The 21,372-nt window shown below is 56.3% G+C and carries 20 protein-coding genes; 11 read left to right on the top strand and 9 right to left on the bottom strand.

The genetic code is table 11. The features are described from left to right. Window position 1 precedes the first annotated feature (1 nt). The gene (locus C1Y41_RS04070) at window positions 2–739 is read right to left on the bottom strand and encodes an SDR family oxidoreductase (protein WP_104084822.1); all 738 of its coding nucleotides are present in this window, start codon (window positions 737–739) and stop codon (window positions 2–4) included. Between the two features lie 162 nt (window positions 740–901). On the opposite strand from C1Y41_RS04070, the gene C1Y41_RS04065 reads away from it, so the two are divergent. Beyond that, the gene (locus C1Y41_RS04065; protein ID WP_146065218.1) at window positions 902–1,816 is read left to right on the top strand and encodes a DUF29 family protein; all 915 of its coding nucleotides are present in this window, start codon (window positions 902–904) and stop codon (window positions 1,814–1,816) included. A gap of 60 nt (window positions 1,817–1,876) precedes the next feature. Here C1Y41_RS04065 and C1Y41_RS04060 read toward each other — a convergent pair whose 3' ends face one another. After that, window positions 1,877–2,161, bottom strand: coding sequence for an AbrB/MazE/SpoVT family DNA-binding domain-containing protein (locus C1Y41_RS04060; RefSeq protein ID WP_158249856.1), 285 nt, complete (start codon window positions 2,159–2,161; stop codon window positions 1,877–1,879). Between the two features lie 185 nt (window positions 2,162–2,346). Between C1Y41_RS04060 and C1Y41_RS04055 the strand changes: the two genes are divergently transcribed. The 4 genes from C1Y41_RS04055 to C1Y41_RS04040 all read left to right on the top strand — a co-directional run bounded on the left by C1Y41_RS04055 (window position 2,347) and on the right by C1Y41_RS04040 (window position 4,700). Further along, window positions 2,347–2,982 carry a hypothetical protein gene (locus C1Y41_RS04055; protein ID WP_104084819.1) on the top strand — a complete coding sequence of 212 codons (636 nt, stop codon included), beginning with the start codon at window positions 2,347–2,349 and terminating at the stop codon, window positions 2,980–2,982. A gap of 18 nt (window positions 2,983–3,000) precedes the next feature. Then, window positions 3,001–4,056, top strand: a complete 1,056-nt coding sequence (locus C1Y41_RS04050) for a site-specific integrase (RefSeq protein WP_104084818.1) — start codon at window positions 3,001–3,003, stop codon at window positions 4,054–4,056. A gap of 120 nt (window positions 4,057–4,176) precedes the next feature. Beyond that, the gene (locus tag C1Y41_RS04045; protein ID WP_104084817.1) at window positions 4,177–4,395 is read left to right on the top strand and encodes a type II toxin-antitoxin system CcdA family antitoxin; all 219 of its coding nucleotides are present in this window, start codon (window positions 4,177–4,179) and stop codon (window positions 4,393–4,395) included. A 2-nt stretch (window positions 4,396–4,397) separates the two neighbouring features. Further along, the gene (locus C1Y41_RS04040) at window positions 4,398–4,700 is read left to right on the top strand and encodes a CcdB family protein (RefSeq protein ID WP_104084816.1); all 303 of its coding nucleotides are present in this window, start codon (window positions 4,398–4,400) and stop codon (window positions 4,698–4,700) included. A 33-nt stretch (window positions 4,701–4,733) separates the two neighbouring features. Here the strand turns inward: C1Y41_RS04040 and C1Y41_RS04035 are convergent, their stop codons facing one another. Beyond that, window positions 4,734–5,348 (bottom strand): LysE family translocator, encoded by a 615-nt coding sequence (locus C1Y41_RS04035; RefSeq protein ID WP_104084815.1) that lies wholly within the window; start codon window positions 5,346–5,348, stop codon window positions 4,734–4,736. A gap of 256 nt (window positions 5,349–5,604) precedes the next feature. On the opposite strand from C1Y41_RS04035, the gene C1Y41_RS04030 reads away from it, so the two are divergent. Further along, the gene (locus C1Y41_RS04030) at window positions 5,605–7,968 is read left to right on the top strand and encodes a virulence factor SrfC family protein (protein ID WP_104084814.1); all 2,364 of its coding nucleotides are present in this window, start codon (window positions 5,605–5,607) and stop codon (window positions 7,966–7,968) included. On the opposite strand, the gene C1Y41_RS04025 is transcribed toward C1Y41_RS04030, so the two are convergent. The 3 genes from C1Y41_RS04025 to C1Y41_RS04015 all read right to left on the bottom strand — a co-directional run bounded on the left by C1Y41_RS04025 (window position 7,969) and on the right by C1Y41_RS04015 (window position 9,137). Continuing rightward, complete coding sequence (locus C1Y41_RS04025) at window positions 7,969–8,238, bottom strand: barstar family protein (RefSeq protein WP_039384240.1); 270 nt, start codon at window positions 8,236–8,238, stop codon at window positions 7,969–7,971. 2 nt (window positions 8,239–8,240) lie between these two features. Next, window positions 8,241–8,702: a ribonuclease domain-containing protein gene (locus C1Y41_RS04020; protein ID WP_104084813.1), complete on the bottom strand. Its 462-nt coding sequence runs from the start codon at window positions 8,700–8,702 to the stop codon at window positions 8,241–8,243. A gap of 87 nt (window positions 8,703–8,789) precedes the next feature. Continuing rightward, complete coding sequence (locus C1Y41_RS04015; protein ID WP_039384236.1) at window positions 8,790–9,137, bottom strand: helix-turn-helix domain-containing protein; 348 nt, start codon at window positions 9,135–9,137, stop codon at window positions 8,790–8,792. 288 nt (window positions 9,138–9,425) lie between these two features. Here C1Y41_RS04015 and C1Y41_RS04010 point away from each other — a divergent pair, with 288 nt between their 5' ends. Next, the gene (locus C1Y41_RS04010) at window positions 9,426–10,580 is read left to right on the top strand and encodes an efflux RND transporter periplasmic adaptor subunit (RefSeq protein ID WP_104084812.1); all 1,155 of its coding nucleotides are present in this window, start codon (window positions 9,426–9,428) and stop codon (window positions 10,578–10,580) included. Window positions 10,581–10,595: 15 nt separating this feature from the next. Next, window positions 10,596–13,748 (top strand): efflux RND transporter permease subunit, encoded by a 3,153-nt coding sequence (locus C1Y41_RS04005; RefSeq protein ID WP_104084811.1) that lies wholly within the window; start codon window positions 10,596–10,598, stop codon window positions 13,746–13,748. Between the two features lie 82 nt (window positions 13,749–13,830). On the opposite strand, the gene C1Y41_RS04000 is transcribed toward C1Y41_RS04005, so the two are convergent. Further along, entirely contained in the window at window positions 13,831–14,316 is a 486-nt protein-coding gene (locus C1Y41_RS04000; protein ID WP_039384233.1) for an Rrf2 family transcriptional regulator, read from the bottom strand. Between the two features lie 159 nt (window positions 14,317–14,475). Next, the gene (locus tag C1Y41_RS03995; protein ID WP_104085335.1) at window positions 14,476–15,675 is read right to left on the bottom strand and encodes an MFS transporter; all 1,200 of its coding nucleotides are present in this window, start codon (window positions 15,673–15,675) and stop codon (window positions 14,476–14,478) included. A 200-nt stretch (window positions 15,676–15,875) separates the two neighbouring features. Here C1Y41_RS03995 and tus point away from each other — a divergent pair, with 200 nt between their 5' ends. Further along, the gene (gene tus / locus C1Y41_RS03990; RefSeq protein ID WP_104084810.1) at window positions 15,876–16,805 is read left to right on the top strand and encodes a DNA replication terminus site-binding protein; all 930 of its coding nucleotides are present in this window, start codon (window positions 15,876–15,878) and stop codon (window positions 16,803–16,805) included. Window positions 16,806–16,828: 23 nt separating this feature from the next. On the opposite strand, the gene fumC is transcribed toward tus, so the two are convergent. Then, window positions 16,829–18,226, bottom strand: coding sequence for a class II fumarate hydratase (fumC, locus tag C1Y41_RS03985; RefSeq protein WP_071668791.1), 1,398 nt, complete (start codon window positions 18,224–18,226; stop codon window positions 16,829–16,831). Between the two features lie 191 nt (window positions 18,227–18,417). Between fumC and manA the strand changes: the two genes are divergently transcribed. Together manA and C1Y41_RS03975 are read left to right on the top strand one after the other, a co-directional pair. Further along, window positions 18,418–19,602: a mannose-6-phosphate isomerase gene (gene manA / locus C1Y41_RS03980; RefSeq protein ID WP_104084809.1), complete on the top strand. Its 1,185-nt coding sequence runs from the start codon at window positions 18,418–18,420 to the stop codon at window positions 19,600–19,602. A 119-nt stretch (window positions 19,603–19,721) separates the two neighbouring features. After that, window positions 19,722–21,221 carry a YdgA family protein gene (locus C1Y41_RS03975; RefSeq protein ID WP_039384229.1) on the top strand — a complete coding sequence of 500 codons (1,500 nt, stop codon included), beginning with the start codon at window positions 19,722–19,724 and terminating at the stop codon, window positions 21,219–21,221. Window positions 21,222–21,372: the final 151 nt, after the last annotated feature.

Raw genomic sequence — 21,372 nt, 5'->3', positions numbered from 1 at the left:
ATCAGGCGAAGCCGCCGTTAACGCGAATAACCTGGCCGTTAATCCAGCGACCCAGATCGCCCGCCAGCGCTGAAACGCCGTTTGCGATGTCCTCGGGTGTGCCGATACGGTTCATCGGGTTCTGGTCTTTGAACCAGTTGATCAGGTCTTCAGACTTGCCTTTGAAGAAGAGGTCTGTCCCCGTTGGTCCCGGCGCGATGCCATTCACGGTGATGTTCTTTCCTTTCAGCTCATTCGCCAACACACGGATCAGCCCTTCCACGCCTTCCTTCGAGGCAATGTAAGGTCCATATTGGGGGAAGTTTTTCGCCACTACCGATGACGAAAGCGCGATAATCCGACCGCCTGATGAAACGCATTTCGCGGCGTGCGCCAGAACCAGGAAGGTTCCGATCAGGTTCGTGTCGATCACGCGCTTGAAGGCATCGAGGTTTTCAGGCTCGATTCTTGCCATCGGCATGATCCCCGCGCTGTGAACCACAACGTTCAGTTCGCCGTTCACGCTGCGAACCGTGTCGAACATTTCCATCACTGAAAGCGCGTTCGTCACGTCAGCCTGAACTAGGCACGCCTTTCCCCCGGCATCAACAATTTCTTCGATGAGTTTCGCGGCTTTCTCTTCGTTGCCTGAGTAATGAACAAAAACAATATAGCCATCACTGGCTATCTTCTTCGCGATGGCCTGACCGATGCCACCTGTTGCCCCTGTCACCAGGGCGACTTTTGTGAAGTCATTCATGAGGATGTCCTTAGTTGATGTAAAAGGACGCTTAGAATTGCGTCCTCCTGCATCAATCTAACGAACTTTTAAAACGCTACGTTTTAAGGTGTGCGAATTATTTCGCTCACTTTGATCAGTTTCTTTTTTAAAATCAATTACATTGAAATTTTAGGAGGACAAATGGAATCTACCGATTATTATCCCAACGAATTAATTTCTTATATTAGCCACTATTCTCGCGATGAAATAGCCCTGATTAACTTTTTACTGGCCAATGCTGATCGCATTCACGCACTGCCAGATCGTGGTCTCCCCTCTTTTACTGTCGTTTATCCAGAATTCAGAAGTTTTCTTTTAAAGGAATTCCCCGTTGACGCTGAAGATGATACGCCTTATCTCCACGATGGTTATTTTATTGATGGCGTGATCAATTCCCTTTCCAACAGAAGCTTAGGCGATTATCGTTTTATTACAAATCGTATTTTTAATGGTAATGCCCTCATTACACTTTCAATTCACTTCTCAGAATTTTTGAAAAAATATAAAGGTTTAAAAATTGATTATAAAAAATCAGGCCTGATAGATTCAAAGTTTACACTAAGCGATCTTTATAATGATGATTTTCATGGCTGGGTCATGGAGAATGTCGGCTTTTTAAAAACACATCGGTTTGATAAGCTGGACCTGAATAATCTTATAAATGAGTTCATGGCTATTGGTAATGCTATAGAATCCATTTTAGAATGGCGTCTGGGTATTTTAATTTATCGTTTGATGTTATGGAATCATGGCATTATTCCAACAAGAGAAAATCTTTTTTCTATTGAATGTCAAATTATGGAAATCCAGACGTTATTGAATGACAACAAAAGCTTACTCTTCAAGCTCAGAAGTAAATTCATTTATCGCGCCTGGTCACATGCCAGATTCAGAGCTTCCTTTGAACTCAATATCAAAAAGGCAGCTATCCAGAGTTTCCCGGAATGGGAGCTTCATGAGATCATGAATCCACACAAGCACCCAGAGTTATTTTCAAGTGAGGGTGATCTTAAGACGGTCATAGATGAGATAGCATTTGAAGATGTGGATTTTTAATTGTTCATTTGAGTGTTAATCAAAAAAGAAAAAGCGCCCTGTTAGGCGCTTTATTGTTCTTTATCGCTTAACCTGAACGTCATTCGTTGCTTTCTCGATTTTCCCCGCTTCCTCTGTGACAAAATCATTCACGAGAGACGGAACATCAACACCGGCCTCAGTCAGGATCTGAACGTCATGGGGATTCAGCGACACTTTGACAGAAGGTTTACTGATGACCAGCTTCCCTTCTGTGACTTCAAGCTGAATCTCATCATCCTCTTTCCATCCTAGCTGAAGCAGGACCGAGTTCGGGATTCTTATCGCGGCTGAGTTGCCCCACCGCTTAATCTGCAACGTTAACATTTTTTTCCTCGTCATAATTGTCTCTACATCATAGAGACAACAACCCACGGATTCAAGCTAACGCCAGACCTCGACAGAGGTTATTTTTTGCTCAATCAATTCGAAATTCGGTCGAAACCCATTGTCGCTTGTATCTACAATGTATATACTATTTCCATAGTTAGGCAACGAGAGAGACGAACGAAATGAAAACTAAAGCCGAATTTTTTAAAGAAATGAAAGAGTGTCGTGTAAACGCAACCGCATTCATCACCGTTCATGCGCGCAATGGTTCAACGGTTGCACTTGTAATGCAGCAGTCAGGCGCACCGAATGCGTTTCTCTCTCGTCACAAAGACGGTTCTGAAGCGATGAAAAAAGCGCAGGAAAAATATGAAGAATGGCTGAATGAATTCTTTATGAGCGATGACGAAGTTGTTGAAGCTGATCATGTGGATGCGATTGAAGAAGACCGTCAGGTTCAGGTGCTGCTGATGGAATCTGATGAAGTGGTTGAAATGAACGAAACCGAACTGAAAGACGTGGTTGAGATCACGCACGAAGCGGCGCTGGTGATGAATGAAGAAATTGATGTGTTGTCGCAGCGTCTGGCCGATCGCCGTTGTTATTTCTATTCCGAAGAGCAAATTCACAACGGCCAACAGGAAGAGATCGCCAACTATAAGCGACATGCATTCGATAACGGGCCGAGGATCGTCCAGCACATTCTGAAAGTGATCGTGATTTCAAAGAGCAGATGCAAGTTTTTAAAGGGCTATGTGGAGAGTCCACCACCGCCAGGGGATTTTTTCTTTATGAATGAACATGAACTTCCGTTTTAAACAGTGAGAGAACACGTTATGGCGCGTCGCCGTTCAACAGCCAACAGGGATTTACCCCCAAACCTTTACGTTCGTAATCAGGGATATTACAGCTACAAAGACCCACGGACTGGAAAAGAATATGGTCTGGGCCGCGATAAGCGGTCCGCTGTCACCCAGGCAATCGAAGCGAACCTTGAGCTTTATCAGGATCTTGCGCAGCCGGTTAAGCTTCTTGACCGCATGAATGAGGTGAAGAAGTACACGCTGAACAATTGGCTCGAAACGTATGAGAAAGAACTTGATCGCCGTCAGCTCGCCGCGAAGACGATGGAAAGCTATACACGCTTTCTCAAGACGATTAAGGAAGGCATCGGTCCCTTCCCCATTGAGGACATCGATACAAAGGCGCTCGCGGACTTTCTGGCCCCGTGGCGCGATGACGGTAAGGCAACGATGCACAACCGCATCAGGAACTTCCTGAAGGATGTGTTTGCCACTGCAATCGCGCATGGGGTGATCAAGGTTAACCCGATTGAATACATTAAAACGGAGAAGGTTGAAGTGGCTCGCTCACGTTTGTCGCTTGAGGATTTCAAAAAGATTTGCGCCAGCGTCCCTGATTTCTATCCGTGGGGCAAAGCTTGCTTTGAACTCGCCCTTCTTACCGGTCAGCGTATCGGGGACATTCAGGCGATGAAATGGGAAGATATTCGCAACGGGAAGATTTACGTTATCCAGCAGAAAACCGGATCGCGCGTCGCCATCGATACCCATCACGGTCTGAAGGCGATCGATAAAACGATTAAAGAGGTGCTGGCTGAACTGAAGGTGTTTAAAGATGAAACGGACTATGTGATCCCGGTTTCAGGTGGCCGCGATAAATTGTCGCGCGCGTTCCTGAAGTCCAGGACGAACGCCAAACTGAAGTGGGAAGGAACGCCGCCATCGTTCCATGAAATCCGGTCACTCTCTGCGAGGCTCTACAAGGAAGAGAATGACGGGGAATTCTCACAACGCCTGTTAGGTCACAAGAATTCCGCCATGACTGATAAATATACCGATACGCGAGACAATCGGTTTATCGAGGTCTGAAATGAAACCCGCCGTTGGCGGGTTTTCCACCCACATCTAAAGTTTACACCCAACACTTGCTACCAAAGCCTGCACCTTGTATAGTCATCCTTCCGATATTGGCGTATCAGGTCACTCAAGATGAAAGGTAAAGTTAGCGTTAACGTAGAATTGTCAAATCACAAGTATCTTCTTTCTCACGGTAAGAACGTTTCGGCGATGACCGATGCGTTTTTTGCTGAAGAGGTGCGCAAACTCAAGCGTGAAGCGTTCATTGAAGAAAATCGCGCTGGAATGGCTGAGATAGCGGCCCATACAGAGAAATATGGTTCATTTTCAGATAAATATCGCAGGTGGTAAGGATGCAGTTTGAAGTTTTTCGCCATAAAGGTGGTGGGATTGAATTCGTCGTCGATGTTCAAAGCGATATTATTGATATACCTGGATATAGGATGGTCGCCCCGCTCTATCCTGCTGAGCAATTTTCCAGTAACGTCAATAAAATATTGTTCCCTACCTTCTTCGTTAATGGCGATACTTACCGGATGAAAACCAACGAAATGGCATCGATTCCTGATCGAGCTTTAGGCGACAAAGCCGGATCTCTTTCCGGCCATGCTGAGGAGATCAGGAATGCAATCAATATGCTTTTCTGGGGAATCTGAACTCTTTAACCCGCCTTTCGGCGGGTTTTTCTTTTAGTAATTTCTGAACTGAAGTAGGAACGCGAAGACAAAGAATAACACTCCGCAAATCCGGTTAAACCACACCCCCGATTTCATAATCTTTTCACGGTAACGCCAGATTAATAAGGCAAAGCCGAATTCCACCACCATTTCGCACACAGCGAGCGTCAGGGCGCATTCTATCGCCTGTGTGACTATGCTTGCATCCGGGTCCAGAAAGTTCGGCATGATGGCAATAAAGAACAGCAGCGCGTTAATGTTCAGGATAGCCGACAGGAACCCTTGCCGAAACAATGACGGGTGATTGCCGTCTTTAATATCTTTCGAGCCGTCATAGTGAGATTCGCTGTCCCATAACAAACGAACGCCAATCATCGCCAGATAGAATGACCCGACTGTTTTCAACGCAAGAATGAACCCAGGTGCAGTTTTAAGGAACGGACCCAGTCCGAGGACCGCAATCATCATCAGAATAATAAAACCCAACATGCCACCCGCAATCGTGGCGAGCGCCTTTTTCAGTCCGAACCTCGTGACATGGTTCACGACCATGATTGAATTCGGACCGGGTACGACGCACACTCCACAGCAGGTCAAAAGTAAAAGTAACCAGTTTTCTAGGGTCATTCTTTTTTCTCTTTTCGAAGGATTAAAAGTGAGGTTTCAGCGTAGGATTAGAGGAACTGAAAATGTTCATAAATCCGAGCTATCAAGCGCTCCGGGAAAGTGGGGGTGTGATCTGCATCACAGTTTTCCCGGTACGTTTTCGGATGAATTTCGAATGATTTTGAACTGTTGATTTTATGATTATGAATTTAAAAGGTTTTTTTGATATTGAAATACTGGATCGATACTGGATTGACAGCGGGAGCGTCTGTAAACGATGAGAACGACCAGAAAAACCACCGCCACCCCGGCTAAGCGACTGAGCCTGCTGCGGGAAACGCTGGACAGCGCGCTCGGCTGGATCGATGCCCAGCAGCCGCACTCGCCGCGCCTGGCGCTGGAAGCAGATACGCTGCGCCTGCAGCTGCGCCGCGCGCGCGCTGAGAGCCAGGCGCTGGCGCTGCAGCTGGCGCGTCCGGTTACGCTGGCGCTGTTTGGTCAGTCGCAGGCGGGTAAAGCCTGGCTGCTGAGTGAGATGGTGGGCGATGCGCAGGGTCAGCTGATGACCCGATTCAGCGACAAAGTGCTCAACTATTTTCAGCATATCAATCCCGGTAATCTCGATTTCGCTGCGGCCACGCGCTTTAGTCACCAGCGTGAAGCGACCTCCGGCACGTGGCCGGTTGAGCTGACCCTGCTTAATGAAGCGGAGCTGATCCGATTGCTGCTCGCCAGCGCCCGCATTGAGCGTGACGGCGCGGATATCCGCACCATTGAGACCACGCTGCAGCGCCTGCAGCGTCACCGCCAGAGCGAGCCACAGCCCGGCGCAGAGAGCGACGCGCTCATCACCCTGTGGGGATGGAGCCGCCGTCATCATCGTCACGCGGAAGCGCTGGATCGCCATTTCTGGCCCCAGGCCGCCGAACTGGCCCCCTGGCTGAGCGTTGACGATCGCGTACAGCTTTATGCCCTGCTCTGGCCTGGTCAGCCTGCCCTGAGCGACACGCTGCGTCCGCTGCTGCACCTGCTTCAGCAGCTGCGCCACGCGCCGCGCGTGCTGGCGCCGCTCTCGCTGTTGGTGGATGATGCGCAGCTGCCGGCTGAAAAGCTGATCGGTCACGACGCCGATCTGCAGGAGATGATTGAGGTCTGTCCGGTGGTAGCCAACCGCAGCGGTAAGCCACAGCGGGTCGCGCTCGGCGAGCTGGCGCTGCTGACGCTGGAGCTGACCATACCGCTCAGCTCCACGCCGCGTCAGGCGCTCTATGATGAGGCGGACATGCTGGATCTGCCTGCCCCCGGTACGCTTCCCGATCGCCAGCTGCAGGAGGAGCAGGCACAATTGCGTCTGCGCGATCCGCTGCGTGCGCAGCTGCTGGAGCAGAAGCGCGCCCTGCTGCCCGGTTTTTACGCCACGCGCCAGGGCATTGACCTGATGCTGATCTGCACCGCCGCCAGCCAGCGCCACGACGCCGATCCCGCCGCCAGCGCGCTGCGCGAGTGGCAGATGCAGCAGAGCGTAAGCAGCGGCAGCGAAAAACCGCGTCTGATCTGGGCGATAACCCCTTACGATGCGCGCTATCAGGCGCAGCAGATCAATGTCGACGAGGCGGTGCAGCGTCAGATTGGCCAGCCGGGTCAGAGCTGGGGCTCAATGCTGGCGCAGGATCGCGCAGGCGTCGATCGCATGAGCAGCTGGCTGCAGGAAGAGATGCAGCCCGAGGCGCGTCGCGACCGTCTGGCGCTGCTGACGGGCGCGCTGCAGCAGAAAGTCGCGGCCCGGCTGCAGCCGTGGACAGAAGCGAGCGCCTCGCCCGAGCAGGCGCTGCGTAAACAGACCATCGCCGATACGCTGCTGAAATGTCTGCAGCACCGCACCGGCCTGCACGGTGAGCTGCTGGAGCGGCTGCAGCCGTCGCGTGATGCCGTGCGCCAGCTCTGGCTGAGTCAGAGCAGCGGCGCGGTAACGGCGCACAGCGGCAAGCCCGCTGCGGAGCAAAGCTATTTTGGTATCGGCTTTGAGTTCGATCTGTTCAGCGACGCGCCCGCTCCCGCCGGCGAGCCGCAGCATACGAGCGTCCGCAGCGAGCAGCAGTTTCCGCAGCAGGTTCTGACGCTGTGGCTGGCGCATCTGCGCCAGCTGCCTGAGAACCGCAGCCTGCTGACGCTGCTGAACGTCGACAAGCCCACCATGGAGCTGCTGACCGAGGAGCTGATTGCGGCCAGTTTTCGTCTTAAGCTGCTGGCAAGGCTGCAGAGTGCGCTGAATGAGCCGGACAGCAGCACGCATGAAGCACGCACCGATCGTCAGGTTTCGCGCGCCATGACGGTGCTGGGTGATTTTGTCGCCTGGCTCGGTTTTTTACAGCGTCCGGAGAGCGAGCGCCCTGAAAGTCGCGTAAACCGGGGGCAGACGATTTTTTCCCGTCCGCCCGCGCCGAGCGTCAGCTTCTCGTCAGGCCAGCGCCTGACGCGCCTGACGGCTGCGCCCGCTAATCATACGGCGTTCTACATCTATGACTGGCTGGTCGGACTCAACCAGCTGATTGTGGAGAATAATGGTTATACGGGCGGCAGCGATCTGCCCGCCGGCGCGCGGCAGACGCTGTCGGTGCTGCTGCTGCCGCTGCACGCCTGATCAGCGCCAGACCAGGCGCAGCTCGCCCTCCAGCAGCTGCGCCGCCTCCTCAAGCAGCGCCAGTACCGGCGCAAACTCCGCCTGCTGCGCGGCCTGCTCTGCATGTATCAGGCAGATCGTTGCCGGCAGCGCCATGCCGCCGGTCAGCCAGTCCCACAGCGCGTCCAGATTTGCGCCGACAGCAGCAGGCGCACCGCTCTGCGCATTCAGCGCCTGATAAAACGCCGCGCGGTCGCGCAGCGTGGCGAAGTCGATATCTATAGTCAGCACGCTCAGTGCACCTTTCTGAAACTGCGATAGTGATCGCGGGTGAGGTAGATCAGCCCGTCGGAGGAGTAGATCAGACGGTCAGCGCCGCGGCGCCCGCAGCGATAATTGACGTCCGCCTCATACCACTGCCGTCCCGCCTGACGCGGCAGCTGCTGTTCGCGATTGCTGAAGCGGTCACCGCCGATGGCGCGTCCTGGCAGAACCTCGCACAGATTGCCTTTATCCGGCTCCCAGCCCTGACGGCGCGCGGCCGCTTTGGTCAGGTAAAAATCGGGCAGACGCTGATGCTGCACCAGCCAGTCCGCAACGCGTTCAGCCTGCGTCAGCGCATCAATGGTGGCAGAAGAAGAAGTTGTGGCGTGGCCAGCCGTGGGATCGGCAGGCGGAGTGCTAACCTGTGGCCGCAGCGCGGTCCAGCAAACAATGACGATCGCCAGCAGGCCGATCCAGCGTAATATTGACATCGCATCACCCCTGAAAAAAGGAGGTCAGCATAGCAGATTCAGGCGGGAAATCGACGCGGGCCAGCGTGGCTGGCCCTGGCGGAGAACTTACTGCATGGCACCGGGTGCATGTGAAGCGTGACGACGCCACGCGCCGGGCGCTACGCCATACTGGCGCTTAAAGCTGCGGTTAAACGACTGCTGTGAATCAAAACCCAGCGAAATCGCTACGTTCAGAATAGGCTCGTTGGTCGTGGTGAGCCGGTCCGCTGATTTTTTCAGCTTTTTCGCCCGGATATATTCGCCCAGCGGATAACCGGTGTGCTCTTTGAACATACGCTGCAGGTGCCATTTGGAGTAGCCCGCCCGGTCAGCCACGGTATCAAGATCCAGCCGTGCTTCGATATTGTTATCGATCCAGTCAATCAGATCGTGCATAAACGCGTCGCTCATCATCCCATTCTCTCCCGTCGCCGTTACGAACAGTATCAGTATCAGTTGCAGTTACACTTTAAGGGTGACTGACTATCGCACTTAATGCAAGTTTTATTATTACATTAAATGCCGCACATAAAGCAGGGTTTTTCTCTCTGCGCTGAGCGCCCGTCAGACCGCACATAAAGTGTATCAGATATTCTTGCAGATGCACTTCGCCGCGACCTACACTCCTCCCGATTAATGCAATCGTTAAAGTTGCATATTTTTACGTCGTCTTTCGTGCTTCATCAACGTGGAATAACAATAATGTCCGGAAAAAAAGACAGGGTTCGTCAGGCTATTGGCCTGGCAGGCGCGGCACTGCTGGCAGGTTTGCTGGCGGGTTGCGATCGCGGCGTGGCGCAAAACGCTCCGCCGCCGCCGCCGGAGGTGAGTGCGGCACAGGTGATCCGGCAGCAGGTCAGCGAATGGGATAACTTCAATGGCCGGATCGAGGCGGTCGAGAGCGTTCAGCTGCGCCCGCGCGTTTCCGGCTATATCGACCAGGTAAACTATCGCGAAGGCGATGAGGTTAAAAAAGGTCAGGTGCTGTTCACCATTGATGACCGCAGCTACCGTGCCGCACTGGCGCAGGCTGAGGCGCAGCTCGCCGGTGCGCGCACGCAGGCGGCGCTGGCGCGCAGTGAATCGGATCGTACCGATAAGCTGATCAACAGCCAGGTGGTGTCCCGCGAGATCTGGCAGCAGCGTCGTTCGGCCACGCAGCAGGCGCAGGCGAGCGTGCAGGCGGCGCTGGCGGCGGTTGATATGGCCCGCCTCAACCTGAGTTTTACCCGCGTGACCGCCCCGATTGATGGCCGCGCCAGCCGCGCGCTGATCACCGCCGGCAATCTGGTCACCGCAGGCGACAGCGCCAGCGTGCTGACCACGCTGGTTTCCCAGGATCGGATGTATGTCTGGTTTGATGTCGATGAGGCGACATTTCTGCACTATCAGCAGCTGGCGCGCCAGGGCGAACAGCGCGGCGCCCTGCCGCTGCAGGTTTCCCTGACCGGCGAACACGGCTATCCGCATCGCGGCACGGTGGATTTTCTGGATAACCAGCTTACTGCCAGTACCGGCACCATTCGCATGCGCGCGCTGCTCGATAACCCGCAGCGTGAACTGACGCCGGGGCTGTTTGCCCGCGTCCGGCTGCCGGGTCGTGCCGATTTCACCGCGCTGCTGATTGATGACAAGGCGATTCTCACCGATCAGGACCGCCGCTATGTCTACATTGTTGATGCCGAAGGCAAAGCGCAGCGGCGCGATATCCAGCCTGGCGATCTCTCTGGCGGACTGCGTATTGTTCAGCAGGGTCTGCAGCCAGGCGATCGCGTGATCGTAAACGGTCTGCAAAAAGTCTTTATGCCCGGCATGCCGGTACAGGCTCACTCAGTCGCGATGCGCCCCGCTCCTTAACCGAGACCCTACTCTATGGATTTCTCTCGTTTTTTTATCGACCGTCCCATTTTTGCGGCGGTGCTGTCGATACTGATTTTTGCCACCGGGTTAATTGCGATCCCGCTGCTGCCGATCAGCGAATATCCGGATGTGGTGCCGCCCAGCGTGCAGGTACGCGCCGAATATCCTGGCGCTAACCCAAAAGCGATCGCGGATTCCGTGGCGACCCCGCTGGAAGAGGCGATCAACGGCGTTGAAAATATGATGTACATGAAGTCGGTGGCCGGCTCCGATGGCGTACTGGTCACTACCGTGACCTTCCGCCCCGGCACCGATCCCGATCGGGCGCAGGTACAGGTGCAGAACCGCGTGGCGCAGGCTGAGGCGCGTCTGCCGGAAGCGGTACGCCAGCTGGGGCTGACCACCCAGAAAATGTCGCCCACGCTGACGCTGGTTGTGCATCTTTTCTCCCCGCACGGCAAGTATGATTCGCTCTACCTGCGCAACTACGCCACCCTGAAGGTGAAAGATGAGCTGGCACGCCTCCCCGGCGTCGGCCAGATTCAGATCTTCGGCGCGGGTGAGTATGCGATGCGCGTCTGGCTCGATCCCAACAAAGTCGCCGCGCGCGGCATGACGGCCGCAGAGGTGATTACCGCCATGCGTGAGCAGAACGTACAGGTCTCCGCCGGACAGCTTGGCGCGGAACCGACCCGCAAAGCCAGCGATTTCCTGCTCTCTATCAATACCCAGGGTCTGCTGGAGAGCGAAGAGCAGTTTGGTGACATTATCCTGAAAAGCACGGCTGACGGCTCTCTGGTACGGCTGCGCGACGTGGCGCGTATTGAGATGGGCTCCGGCAGCTACGCCCTGCGCTCTCAGCTGAATAACAAGGATGCGGTCGGCATCGGTATTTTCCAGGCGCCAGGCGCGAACGCTATCGATCTCTCCGACGCGGTGCGGGCCAAAATGAACGAGCTGGCCACGCGCTTCCCGGAGGATGTGCAGTGGGCTGCACCTTACGATCCCACGGTGTTTGTTCGCGACTCTATTCACGCCGTGGTGCAGACGCTGTTTGAAGCCATTGCGCTGGTTGTCCTGGTTGTGATCCTGTTTCTCCAGACCTGGCGCGCGTCGATTATTCCGCTGCTGGCGGTACCAGTTTCCGTGGTTGGCACCTTTAGCGTGCTCTGGCTGCTGGGTTTCTCACTCAATACGCTCAGCCTCTTCGGGCTGGTGCTGGCTATCGGCATCGTGGTGGATGACGCCATCGTGGTGGTTGAGAACGTTGAGCGCAATATCGAACAGGGTCTGACGCCGGTGGCCGCCGCGCACCAGGCGATGCGCGAGGTGTCCGGTCCGATTATCGCCATTGCGCTGGTGCTCTGCGCGGTGTTTGTGCCGATGGCGTTTCTCTCCGGCGTGACCGGGCAGTTCTATAAGCAGTTTGCCGTGACCATCGCTATCTCGACGGTGATCTCCGCCATTAACTCGCTGACGCTCTCGCCGGCGCTGGCGGCTAAACTGCTGAAAGCCCATGACGCGCCTAAAGATCTGCCTGGCCGGCTGATTGACCGCCTGTTTGGCTGGCTGTTTCGCCCGTTCAACCGTTTTTTCCAGCGCAGTGCAACAGGCTATGAATCCCTGGTAGGCACCACGCTGCGCCGGCGCGGCGCGGTGTTTGCGGTTTATCTGCTGCTGCTTGCCGGCGCAGGCCTGCTGTTTCACAGCGTGCCGGGCGGTTTTATTCCCACGCAGGATAAGCTCTATCTGATTGGCGGCGTAAAAATGCCGGAAGGCGCTTCGCTGGCGCGCACCGATGCGGTGATCCGCGAGATGAGCGAGATTGGCATGCATACTGACGGCGTCGCCTATGCGGTTGCGTTTCCCGGCCTGAACGCGCTGCAGTTTACCAATACGCCTAACGCCGGCACGGTGTTTTTTGGCCTGAAACCGTTCAGCGAACGGACGCGCAGCGCGGCAGAGATCAACGCGGAGCTGAATGCAAAAATTGCTAAGATTCAGCAGGGCTTTGGCTTCTCAATTATGCCACCGCCGATTCTGGGTCTGGGCCAGGGATCGGGGTATTCGCTTTATGTGCAGGATCGCGGTGGCCTCGGCTATGGCGCACTGCAGGAGGCTATTAACACCCTCTCCGGTGCCGTGATGCAGACGCCGGGCATGATGTTTCCGATCTCCTCCTATCAGGCCAATGTCCCGCAGCTGGATGTGCAGGTCGATCGCGACAAAGCCCGTGCACAGGGCGTGGCGTTACCCGATCTCTTTACCACGCTGCAGGTCTATCTCGGCTCCGCCTACGTGAACGATTTTAATAAATTTGGCCGTACCTGGCGCGTGATGGCGCAGGCGGACGGCGATTTCCGTGACAGCGTTGAGGATATTACTTCGTTGCGTACCCGTAATGACCGGGGCGAAATGGTGCCGGTCGGCAGCATGGTGCATGTCGCCACCACCTACGGCCCCGATCCGGTGATCCGCTATAACGGCTATCCCGCTGCGGATCTGATTGGCGATGCCGATCCGCGCGTGCTCTCTTCCGCGCTGGCGATGACGCAGCTGGAGATGATGTCAGAGCAGATGCTGCCCAACGGCATGAATATCGAATGGACTGACCTGAGCTATCAGCAGGCGACCCAGGGCAACAGCGCACTGATCGTTTTCCCGGTTGCGGTCCTGCTGGCGTTTCTGGTACTGGCAGCGCTCTATGAGAGCTGGACGCTGCCGCTGGCGGTGATCCTGATTGTCCCGGTCACCATGCTTTCCGCGCTGGCGGGCGTCTGGCTGACCGGCGGTGATAATAACGTGTTTGTCCAGGTCGGGCTGGTGGTGCTGATGGGGCTGGCGTGCAAAAACGCCATTCTGATCGTGGAGTTTGCCCGTGAGCTGGAGATGCAGGGTAAAAGCGTGACCGCTGCCGCGCTGGAGGCGTGTCGTCTGCGCCTGCGGCCGATTGTGATGACCTCGATTGCCTTTATCGCCGGTACGGTTCCGCTGATTCTGGGTGAAGGGGCTGGCGCAGAAGTGCGCGGTGTGACCGGTATAACCGTGTTTGCCGGGATGCTTGGCGTGACCCTGTTTGGCCTGTTCCTGACGCCGGTGTTCTACGTTACGCTGCGCAAGCTGGTAACGCGCCGCACGCGTGCGGAAAGCGCAACGTCACTTTAAAAGCGGTACAAATGGAAAAGCCCGGCTGAAGCCGGGCTTTTTTATATCCTCTTGACCGTCGGACGCGCATGCAGTGCCGGTATCAACGGGTTTTCTGGCAGAGTCCGGCGGGTTCAGCGTCCGGCAGCGGTTCGCAATTGCTGGTATCGTTGCTTTTCAGTTCGTTCAGCGCATCCGCCACGGTGCGCGTCTCCAGCACTTTCAGCGATGCCTCTTCCGCCTCCTGAGCAATCGATTTGAAATACCAGCAGAGGTTGGCGCTGACCAGACAGCGCGGTGCAACATCCGGCCGCGACGCCCACAGTTTTTTGTCTTCAATGACTGACGTATAGATATCGCGTAGCGTGATCTCTGCTGCGGGCCGGCCCAGGTGAATGGAGCCGGTGCGACCCAGCGTCGAAACAATAATGCCGTCGCGCGTCAGCGGAACCATCAGCTTACGAATAAAGCTGGGATTCGCCTCCAGACCATACGCCAGAATAGCGCTGGTCGAGCGTTTTCCCAGTTGCTCCGCCATCGCGACGCTTAAAACCATCTGCAGAGCTGTCGGGAAGCGATAATCTAACATTTCAATATCCTGAGTTGCGGCTTATCTTTTTGTTTTTATAGCGCGTCAATGAGTGAACAATGAGCAATAAATATAACAAACACTGTTGCTTTTTAGAAGCAACCCCAACCGCACAGGGCACGGATTCCCCATCTGCGGCCCGGTTAGCGCACAAGCTGCTTAGTTTTGCACGGACGACGCCTGCGCCGGTAACTGCTGCTTAAGCAGCGCCACCAGCATAACGTTTATACCCGCCAGCCCGCACAGTACCCAGAGGGTCACGTCAGCGCCGGCATGCGCTGCCAGCCAGCCCCCCGCCAGCGGCGTCAGCGCCTGTCCGATCAGCGCCGGGCGCGCCATACGACCGGTGATAACGGCATACTGTTCCGGTCTGACAACGGCCAGCGGCAGCGTACCGCGCACGATGGCCCGCAAACCGTTTCCTGCGCCATAGAGCACCATAGCGACCAGCGCCATTGCCGGAAACAGCGCCAGCAGCAGCAGCCCTGCTGCCACCAGTCCCACAGAGAACAGAGCGGTCCATATGGGATGACTACGTTTAAACATTACATCCAGAAGCCGCGATCCAATCTGACAGGGACCGAGAACGGCACTCAGCGCCAGCGCTGCGCTCAGCGAATAGCCCCCGGACTGAAGCAGCGTAATAAGCTGAACCGAGATGGCGGTCATAATAACCGAAGCGAGGGTAAAAATGGCGCACAGCAGCCAGAAAAGTCGCGGCGAGAGCGCGCTCTGCAGAGTGTCAGAGATCGCGCCGGTCCGGCCTCCCCTGCTCCCGGTTTGCGTGACCGGCGCCGGCAGCGCATAGCGGTAGGCGGGAAAGACCAGCAGAGTAAGCAGCGCAGCAATGATGAAACAGGCATCACGCCAGCCGGCGAGCGCAATCAGCCATGCCGTTCCCGGCCAGACCAGCGTGGTGCATAAGCCCGAAATCAGCGTCACGCCGGTGATAGTGCTGCGCGCCTGTCCGCCATAGAGCGTGCCGAGCGTTGCAAACAGCGCATCGTAAAGGCTCATTGCCATTCCTGTGCCAATCAGCAGCCAGGCGGCAAAAAACCAGCCAGGCTGGTAGCTCATCCCCATCACCACCAGCCCTGACGCCATTACCACACCGCCGCCTGCCAGTATCAGCGGCCCGTAACCACGGGCAATCAGTCGTCCGCTGAGTGGCGCCAGCAAGCCGGAGACCAGGATGCCGAGCGACAGCGCCCCATAAACCCACTGCTGAGACCAGCCGGTTTCAGCAATAATCGGAGCGGCCATCACCGCCATCAGGTAGAACGACCCGCCCCAGGAAAGGATCTGAACCGCACCCAGCGTAATAATGGCGGGTATCGCGGGTTTTGAATGATAGTGCACGGGCGCTTTCCGTATCAGATAAAGCATTGTTATATCATGGATATTCTGCAGGCTGAACCTTCTTCTTGTCAGGCCATTATTGGTCTCCGGGGCTGATTCTGGTAAAACTTAAATTTTAAAAGTTTGTTGTAACTAAACTGGAAGCTTGTCAGCGGCGCAGGCACAGGTACATTAAGTATGTTGTAACAAAGGAGAAGATTATGGCTCGCTACGATTTAGTCGCTGATTTACATGAGTGCGTTAACACGCTGGAACAGCGCCTTGGTGCGCTGCGCACCAGCATTGAGCAGCAGCCGCTGCTGGTGGCGCGCGTGTTCAGCCTGCCGGCAATTGAAAAAGGGCACGAACATGATGAGATTGACAAAATAGCGGTGACGCAGCATCTGGGCAAAAGCGCGCGTGAGATGGCCCTCACCCACTACTGCCGGCTGTTTATGCAGCATCAGTCAGAAAAGATCAGTACCAAAGCGGCCGTGCGGCTGCCGGGAGCAATCTGTATTGAGGCGGACGAGCAGGCCGCTGAGCAGATCACGCAGCAGGTCAGCGAAATCAACGCGCTTAAACAGCGGCTGGAGCAGCTCATCACCGTAGAGTCCGGCTTGCCGAGCGAGGCCCGCTTTGAATTTGTGCATCAGCATCTGCGCGGGCTGATTACGCTGAACGCCTATCGCAACGTGCCCCTGCTCAATGCGCCGGATACGCTGCGCTTTGGCTGGGCGAACAAAAACATCATTAAAAATCTGACGCGGGAAGCCGTTATTGAGCAGCTGGAACGCAGCCTGAAAGCGAATCGCGCTCAGGCTCCCTGGACGCGTGAGCAGTGGGCAGAAAAAGTGCAGCTGGAGCTGGAACTGGTGCGATCGCTGCCCGCAGGCGCAAAGCTGAAAATCAAGCGGCCGGTTAAAGTGCAGCCTATTGCCCGCGTCTGGCGCGCCAGCGAGAAGAAACAGACGCAGCTGGCCTGCCCCTCTCCGCTGCTGGTGCTGTGTCGTGATAAAACCCAGGTGCCGGTGCTGGGCGAACTGCTGGATTATGATGCAGAGAATATCGCCCACCGCTATAAGCCGCTGGCGCAGCCGCTGCATCTGATCATCCCGCGCCTGCACCTCTGGAGCGACCGCCTCGCCTGATGAAGCGGCCGCCACCTGCAGGATTACGCTTTCATGCTGCCAACCATCTCTTCCGGGCGCACCCAGGCATCAAACTGCGCCTCATCGAGATAACCGAGCTGCAGCGCGGCTGCTTTAAGCGTCAGCCCCTCTTTATGGGCCTTTTTGGCAATTTCGGCTGCTTTATCATAGCCAATGTGCGTGTTCAGCGCGGTCACCAGCATCAGCGACTCATTCAGCAGCTGATCGATACGCTCCCGCACCGGTTCAATACCGGTTGCACAGTGATGATTAAAGCTGTCCATGCCGTCGGCCAGCAGCCGCACCGACTGCAGGAAGTTATGGATGACCATAGGACGGAATACGTTCAGCTCAAAGTTGCCGGACGCGCCGCCCATATTGATCGCTACGTCGTTACCCAGCACCTGACAGCAGAGCATGGTCATCGCCTCGCACTGGGTCGGATTGACTTTGCCCGGCATAATGGAGCTGCCCGGCTCATTTTCCGGGATACTGATTTCGCCGATGCCGCAGCGCGGGCCGGATGAGAGCCAGCGGACGTCGTTGGCAATTTTCATCAGCGACGCCGCCAGACCTTTCAGCGCGCCGTGCGCGTGCACCAGCGCATCGCAGGTCGCCAGCGCTTCAAATTTATTGGGTGCGGTGATGAACGGCTGACCGGTCAGCGCGGCCAGCGCCTGCGCCACGCGGACGGCATATTCAGGATGCGTATTCAGGCCGGTGCCTACGGCGGTGCCGCCCAGCGCCAGCTCGGTCAGATGGGGAATGCTGTTTTCAACGTGCTTCAGATTATGCTCCAGCATCGCCACCCAGCCTGAGATCTCCTGTCCCAGCGTCAGCGGCGTGGCATCCTGCAGGTGCGTACGGCCAATTTTCACAATATCACTGAATGCATCCGCTTTACCGGCCAGCGTGGTTTTCAGCACCTCCAGCTGCGGAATGAGCTGCTCGCGCAGTGCCGTAACGGCCGCCACGTGCATAGCGGTAGGAAAAACGTCGTTAGAGCTCTGGCTTTTATTGACATCATCATTAGGGTGCACCAGCCGCGCCATACCGCGCTCGCCGCCGAGGATCTCGCTCGCGCGGTTAGCCAGGACTTCATTCATATTCATATTGGTCTGCGTGCCGGAGCCGGTCTGCCAGATCGCCAGCGGAAACTGATCGGCGTGCTGGTTTGCCAGCACTTCATCCGCCGCGCGGATAATTGCTGTCGCGCGATCGTCCGGCAGCAGCTGCAGATCGCGGTTAACCTCTGCCGCTGCCCGCTTGGTCTGCGCCAGCGCGCGGACCAGCTCAACCGGCATTTTCTCGGTTGAGATACGAAAATGCTCCAGCGAGCGTTGCGTCTGTGCGCCCCAGAGTTTATCTGCCGGCACATCAACAGGACCCATTGAATCTTTTTCAGTGCGACTGGCTGCCATAGCCCTCTTCTCCTTTCTCAGTAGTGAAAGCAATCCCCGGGCGCGGCCTCTTACCGCCCCGCTTCAGGCCGGATTGTTATCCGAATCAATAAAACAGTATGCGGGCACATCGCGTTTCCTGCACACAGGTCGCGCTAATTGCTGAAATTTTCTGCTTTACTGGGCAATAACTGTTCAGCTGAGGGCGCAACATGCATAAATTGAACAACTCACTGCAGTACTACGACTGGGGCAGCACAACGGCGTTAACGGAACTTTATGGTATTGCCGATCCGCAGGGCCGGCCGCTGGCAGAGCTGTGGATGGGCGCGCATCCGAAAAGCCCGTCCACGCTGATTGTTGACGGCCGGCACGCCTCGCTGCGCGATTTCATTGCGCGCGATCCGGTCGCCATGCTGGGAAGCGCCGTTGCCGACCGGTTCGGTGAACTGCCGTTTCTGTTCAAAGTGCTCTGCGCGGCGAAAGCGCTCTCGGTGCAGGCGCATCCCGATAAGCGCGCAGCTGCCGCCGGTTTTGCCCGTGAAAATGCAGCCGGCATTGCGGTGGATGCGCCGCAGCGCAGCTATAAAGATGCCAGCCATAAACCGGAACTGCTCTATGCGCTGACCCCTTTTCAGGCGCTGAACGGCTTCCGCGAGCGGCCCGAAATGGTATCGCTGCTGAGCGCGGTAGCGGGCGCCCATCCGCAAATCGGGCACTTTATTGAGCAGGCCAGCCCGGACGCCCTTGCCCGCCTGTTTGCCACGCTGTTCTCGCTGCAGGGGGATGAAAAAAGGCGCGCGCTGGCGATCCTTTGTTCAGCGGCTGCGGCACACGATGAGGAGCCGTGGCTGACTGTGCGGCAGCTGGCGGCTGATTACCCGGATGATAACGGCCTGTTTGCACCACTGCTGCTTAACCTGCTGCTGCTGCAGCCCGGCGAAGCGATGTTTCTCTCTGCCGGCACGCCGCACGCTTACCTGCAGGGCACTGCACTCGAGGTCATGGCTAACTCAGATAATGTGCTGCGCGCCGGCCTGACGCCAAAATTTATCGATATGCCGGAGCTGCTGGCTAACCTGAACTTTACCCCCCGCGCCGCCGATACGCTGCGGCTGCAGCCTGAGCGCGATGCGCAGGCGCTCTGTTTCCCGGTGCCGGTTAATGATTTTTCCTTTGCCATCCACCTGCTTTCTGCCGTAGCGCAGCCGCTGGCACCGGCCAGCGCCGCCCTGCTGTTCTGTATTGAGGGAGAAGCGCGGCTCGCCAGCGCGGATAGCCAGCTTGTCCTGCAGCCAGGCGAATCCTGTTTTGTCGCCGCCAGCGAGCCCCCGGTTGCGGCCTCAGGCAGCGGACGCCTGGCGCGCGTCTTCAGTATGCTTACTGCAGACGGCTGACGCTGCGCGCGTTAACTGCTATTCTTTCAGACTATTACTTTAAACGCCTGCGGGCGTTTTTCTTCACCCGGCGCGTCACCCCGACGGGACGCGGACGCAAGGATAAGGATGACTCAGCGATGAAAAAGACTCAGGTTGCAGCAGGTGTGATTGTCGCGCTCGGTGTGGTTTGGACCGGCGCAGCGTGGTTTACCGGCAAGCAGATTGAGAGCCACAAGGATGAGATGCTGCAACAGGCCAACAGCCAGATTAACGCCTGGTCCCCCAACAGCCGCCTGACGCTGAGCTATCAAGACTATCAGCGCGGCCTGTTCAGCAGCAGCACGAAACTGGTTGTGCAGGCGAGCTCCCAAACGGTGGATAATCCGCTGCTTAAGCCGGGCCAGACCATTGTGCTGAATGAGACCATCGATCACGGTCCTTTCCCGTTTGCGCAACTGAAGCGCGGTAATATTCTGCCCGCGATGGCCTCGGTGCATTCCGAGCTTGCCAATACCGATGCGGTGAAAAAGCTGTTCGCGCTGACCGACGGTAAATCACTGGTTGCCGCCGATACGCGCATTGGCTACAGCGGGGCTACCGACACTGCACTGACGCTGCTGCCGGTGGATTACAGCAACGCGCAGACCGGTGACCGGCTGGCCACCAACGGCGGCAAGCTCGACGTCAGCGCCGACAGCAAAGGCGATAAAGTCAGTCTGAAAGGTGAGTTCTCCAGCATCGCCGTCACCAGTAAAAACCAGCTGGAGCAGCCGGTGCTGTTTACGCTTAACGGTCTGGCGCTGGGCGGTGATACTCACCTGAGTCCGGAAGGCGTGCGCGTGGGCGATCAGACCATCACGCTGGATAAACTGGAAGCCAGCATCAACGGCCAGCAGGGAATGACGCTGCAGAAAATTGACGGCAAATCCTCTTTTGATAATAAAGAGGGCAAGATTGGCGGCACTATCGATTATAAAGTGGGCGATATCAACCTGCAGCAGCAGCCGTTTGGTGAAGCGCGTCTGGCGATGAAATTTTCGCAGTTTGATGCGCAGGCGGTGAAAACTTTTTCTGACACCTACAACGCGCAGATGCAGGATCTGCTGCGCCAGCCGGGTGTTGCCGACGATCCGATTCGCTATCAGGCCAGCGTTCAGACCATTCTGCGTAACAACCTGCCGCTGCTGCTGAAAGGTGCGCCGGCGGTCAGCATTGCCCCGCTGAGCTGGAAAAATGATAAGGGTGAGAGCACGTTCAACCTGAATATCGGCTTCAACGATCCGGCCGCCGTCAGCGGCGAGGCGCAGAGCCTGGGTGCCGCGGTAGATCGCATGCTGAAAACGCTGGATGGCAAACTGAATATCAATATGCCGATGGCGACAGAAGCGATGCGTCATGTCGGCCTGGCCGAAGGATATCAGGGCGATGATGCGCAGAAGCTGGCGGATCAGCAGGTCAAAGGCGTGGCTGCGATGGGCCAGATGTTCCGTCTGACGCAGCAGCAGGATAATAACATTGTGACCAGCCTGCAGTATGCAAACGGGCAGGTAACGATGAACGGCGACAAGATGTCACTGGAGCAGTTCCTCTCCCGCTATATGCTGGGTATGCCAACCAGTGAAGGCATGCCGCAGTAACCGGCACTGTGCGCCGCTTCATCCTGCGGGAAGAAGCGGCGCTTTACCGCTTTAATATTCACCATCTGCACCCTGCTTTGCGCAAATCGCTGGCGCAGTTGCGCAAGATATTTTTATAATGCTCTGCACTTTATTCCTGACAAGCGAGTGC

This window comes from Pantoea sp. ICBG 1758, assembly GCF_002928325.1.
Taxonomy (GTDB): Bacteria; Pseudomonadota; Gammaproteobacteria; order Enterobacterales; family Enterobacteriaceae; genus Pantoea; species Pantoea eucrina.
Note: the sequence above shows the minus strand (reverse complement) of the source record. Positions and strands in the feature narration are given on the sequence as shown.

Coding starts and splice junctions, on each gene's coding strand:
- C1Y41_RS04070 (WP_104084822.1), bottom strand. CDS start 739: ATGAATGACTTCACAAAAGTCGCCCTGGTGACAGGGGCAACAGGTGGC.
- C1Y41_RS04065 (WP_146065218.1), top strand. CDS start 902: ATGGAATCTACCGATTATTATCCCAACGAATTAATTTCTTATATTAGC.
- C1Y41_RS04060 (WP_158249856.1), bottom strand. CDS start 2,161: ATGTTAACGTTGCAGATTAAGCGGTGGGGCAACTCAGCCGCGATAAGA.
- C1Y41_RS04055 (WP_104084819.1), top strand. CDS start 2,347: ATGAAAACTAAAGCCGAATTTTTTAAAGAAATGAAAGAGTGTCGTGTA.
- C1Y41_RS04050 (WP_104084818.1), top strand. CDS start 3,001: ATGGCGCGTCGCCGTTCAACAGCCAACAGGGATTTACCCCCAAACCTT.
- C1Y41_RS04045 (WP_104084817.1), top strand. CDS start 4,177: ATGAAAGGTAAAGTTAGCGTTAACGTAGAATTGTCAAATCACAAGTAT.
- C1Y41_RS04040 (WP_104084816.1), top strand. CDS start 4,398: ATGCAGTTTGAAGTTTTTCGCCATAAAGGTGGTGGGATTGAATTCGTC.
- C1Y41_RS04035 (WP_104084815.1), bottom strand. CDS start 5,348: ATGACCCTAGAAAACTGGTTACTTTTACTTTTGACCTGCTGTGGAGTG.
- C1Y41_RS04030 (WP_104084814.1), top strand. CDS start 5,605: ATGAGAACGACCAGAAAAACCACCGCCACCCCGGCTAAGCGACTGAGC.
- C1Y41_RS04020 (WP_104084813.1), bottom strand. CDS start 8,702: ATGTCAATATTACGCTGGATCGGCCTGCTGGCGATCGTCATTGTTTGC.
- C1Y41_RS04015 (WP_039384236.1), bottom strand. CDS start 9,137: ATGATGAGCGACGCGTTTATGCACGATCTGATTGACTGGATCGATAAC.
- C1Y41_RS04010 (WP_104084812.1), top strand. CDS start 9,426: ATGTCCGGAAAAAAAGACAGGGTTCGTCAGGCTATTGGCCTGGCAGGC.
- C1Y41_RS04005 (WP_104084811.1), top strand. CDS start 10,596: ATGGATTTCTCTCGTTTTTTTATCGACCGTCCCATTTTTGCGGCGGTG.
- C1Y41_RS04000 (WP_039384233.1), bottom strand. CDS start 14,316: ATGTTAGATTATCGCTTCCCGACAGCTCTGCAGATGGTTTTAAGCGTC.
- tus (WP_104084810.1), top strand. CDS start 15,876: ATGGCTCGCTACGATTTAGTCGCTGATTTACATGAGTGCGTTAACACG.
- fumC (WP_071668791.1), bottom strand. CDS start 18,226: ATGGCAGCCAGTCGCACTGAAAAAGATTCAATGGGTCCTGTTGATGTG.
- manA (WP_104084809.1), top strand. CDS start 18,418: ATGCATAAATTGAACAACTCACTGCAGTACTACGACTGGGGCAGCACA.
- C1Y41_RS03975 (WP_039384229.1), top strand. CDS start 19,722: ATGAAAAAGACTCAGGTTGCAGCAGGTGTGATTGTCGCGCTCGGTGTG.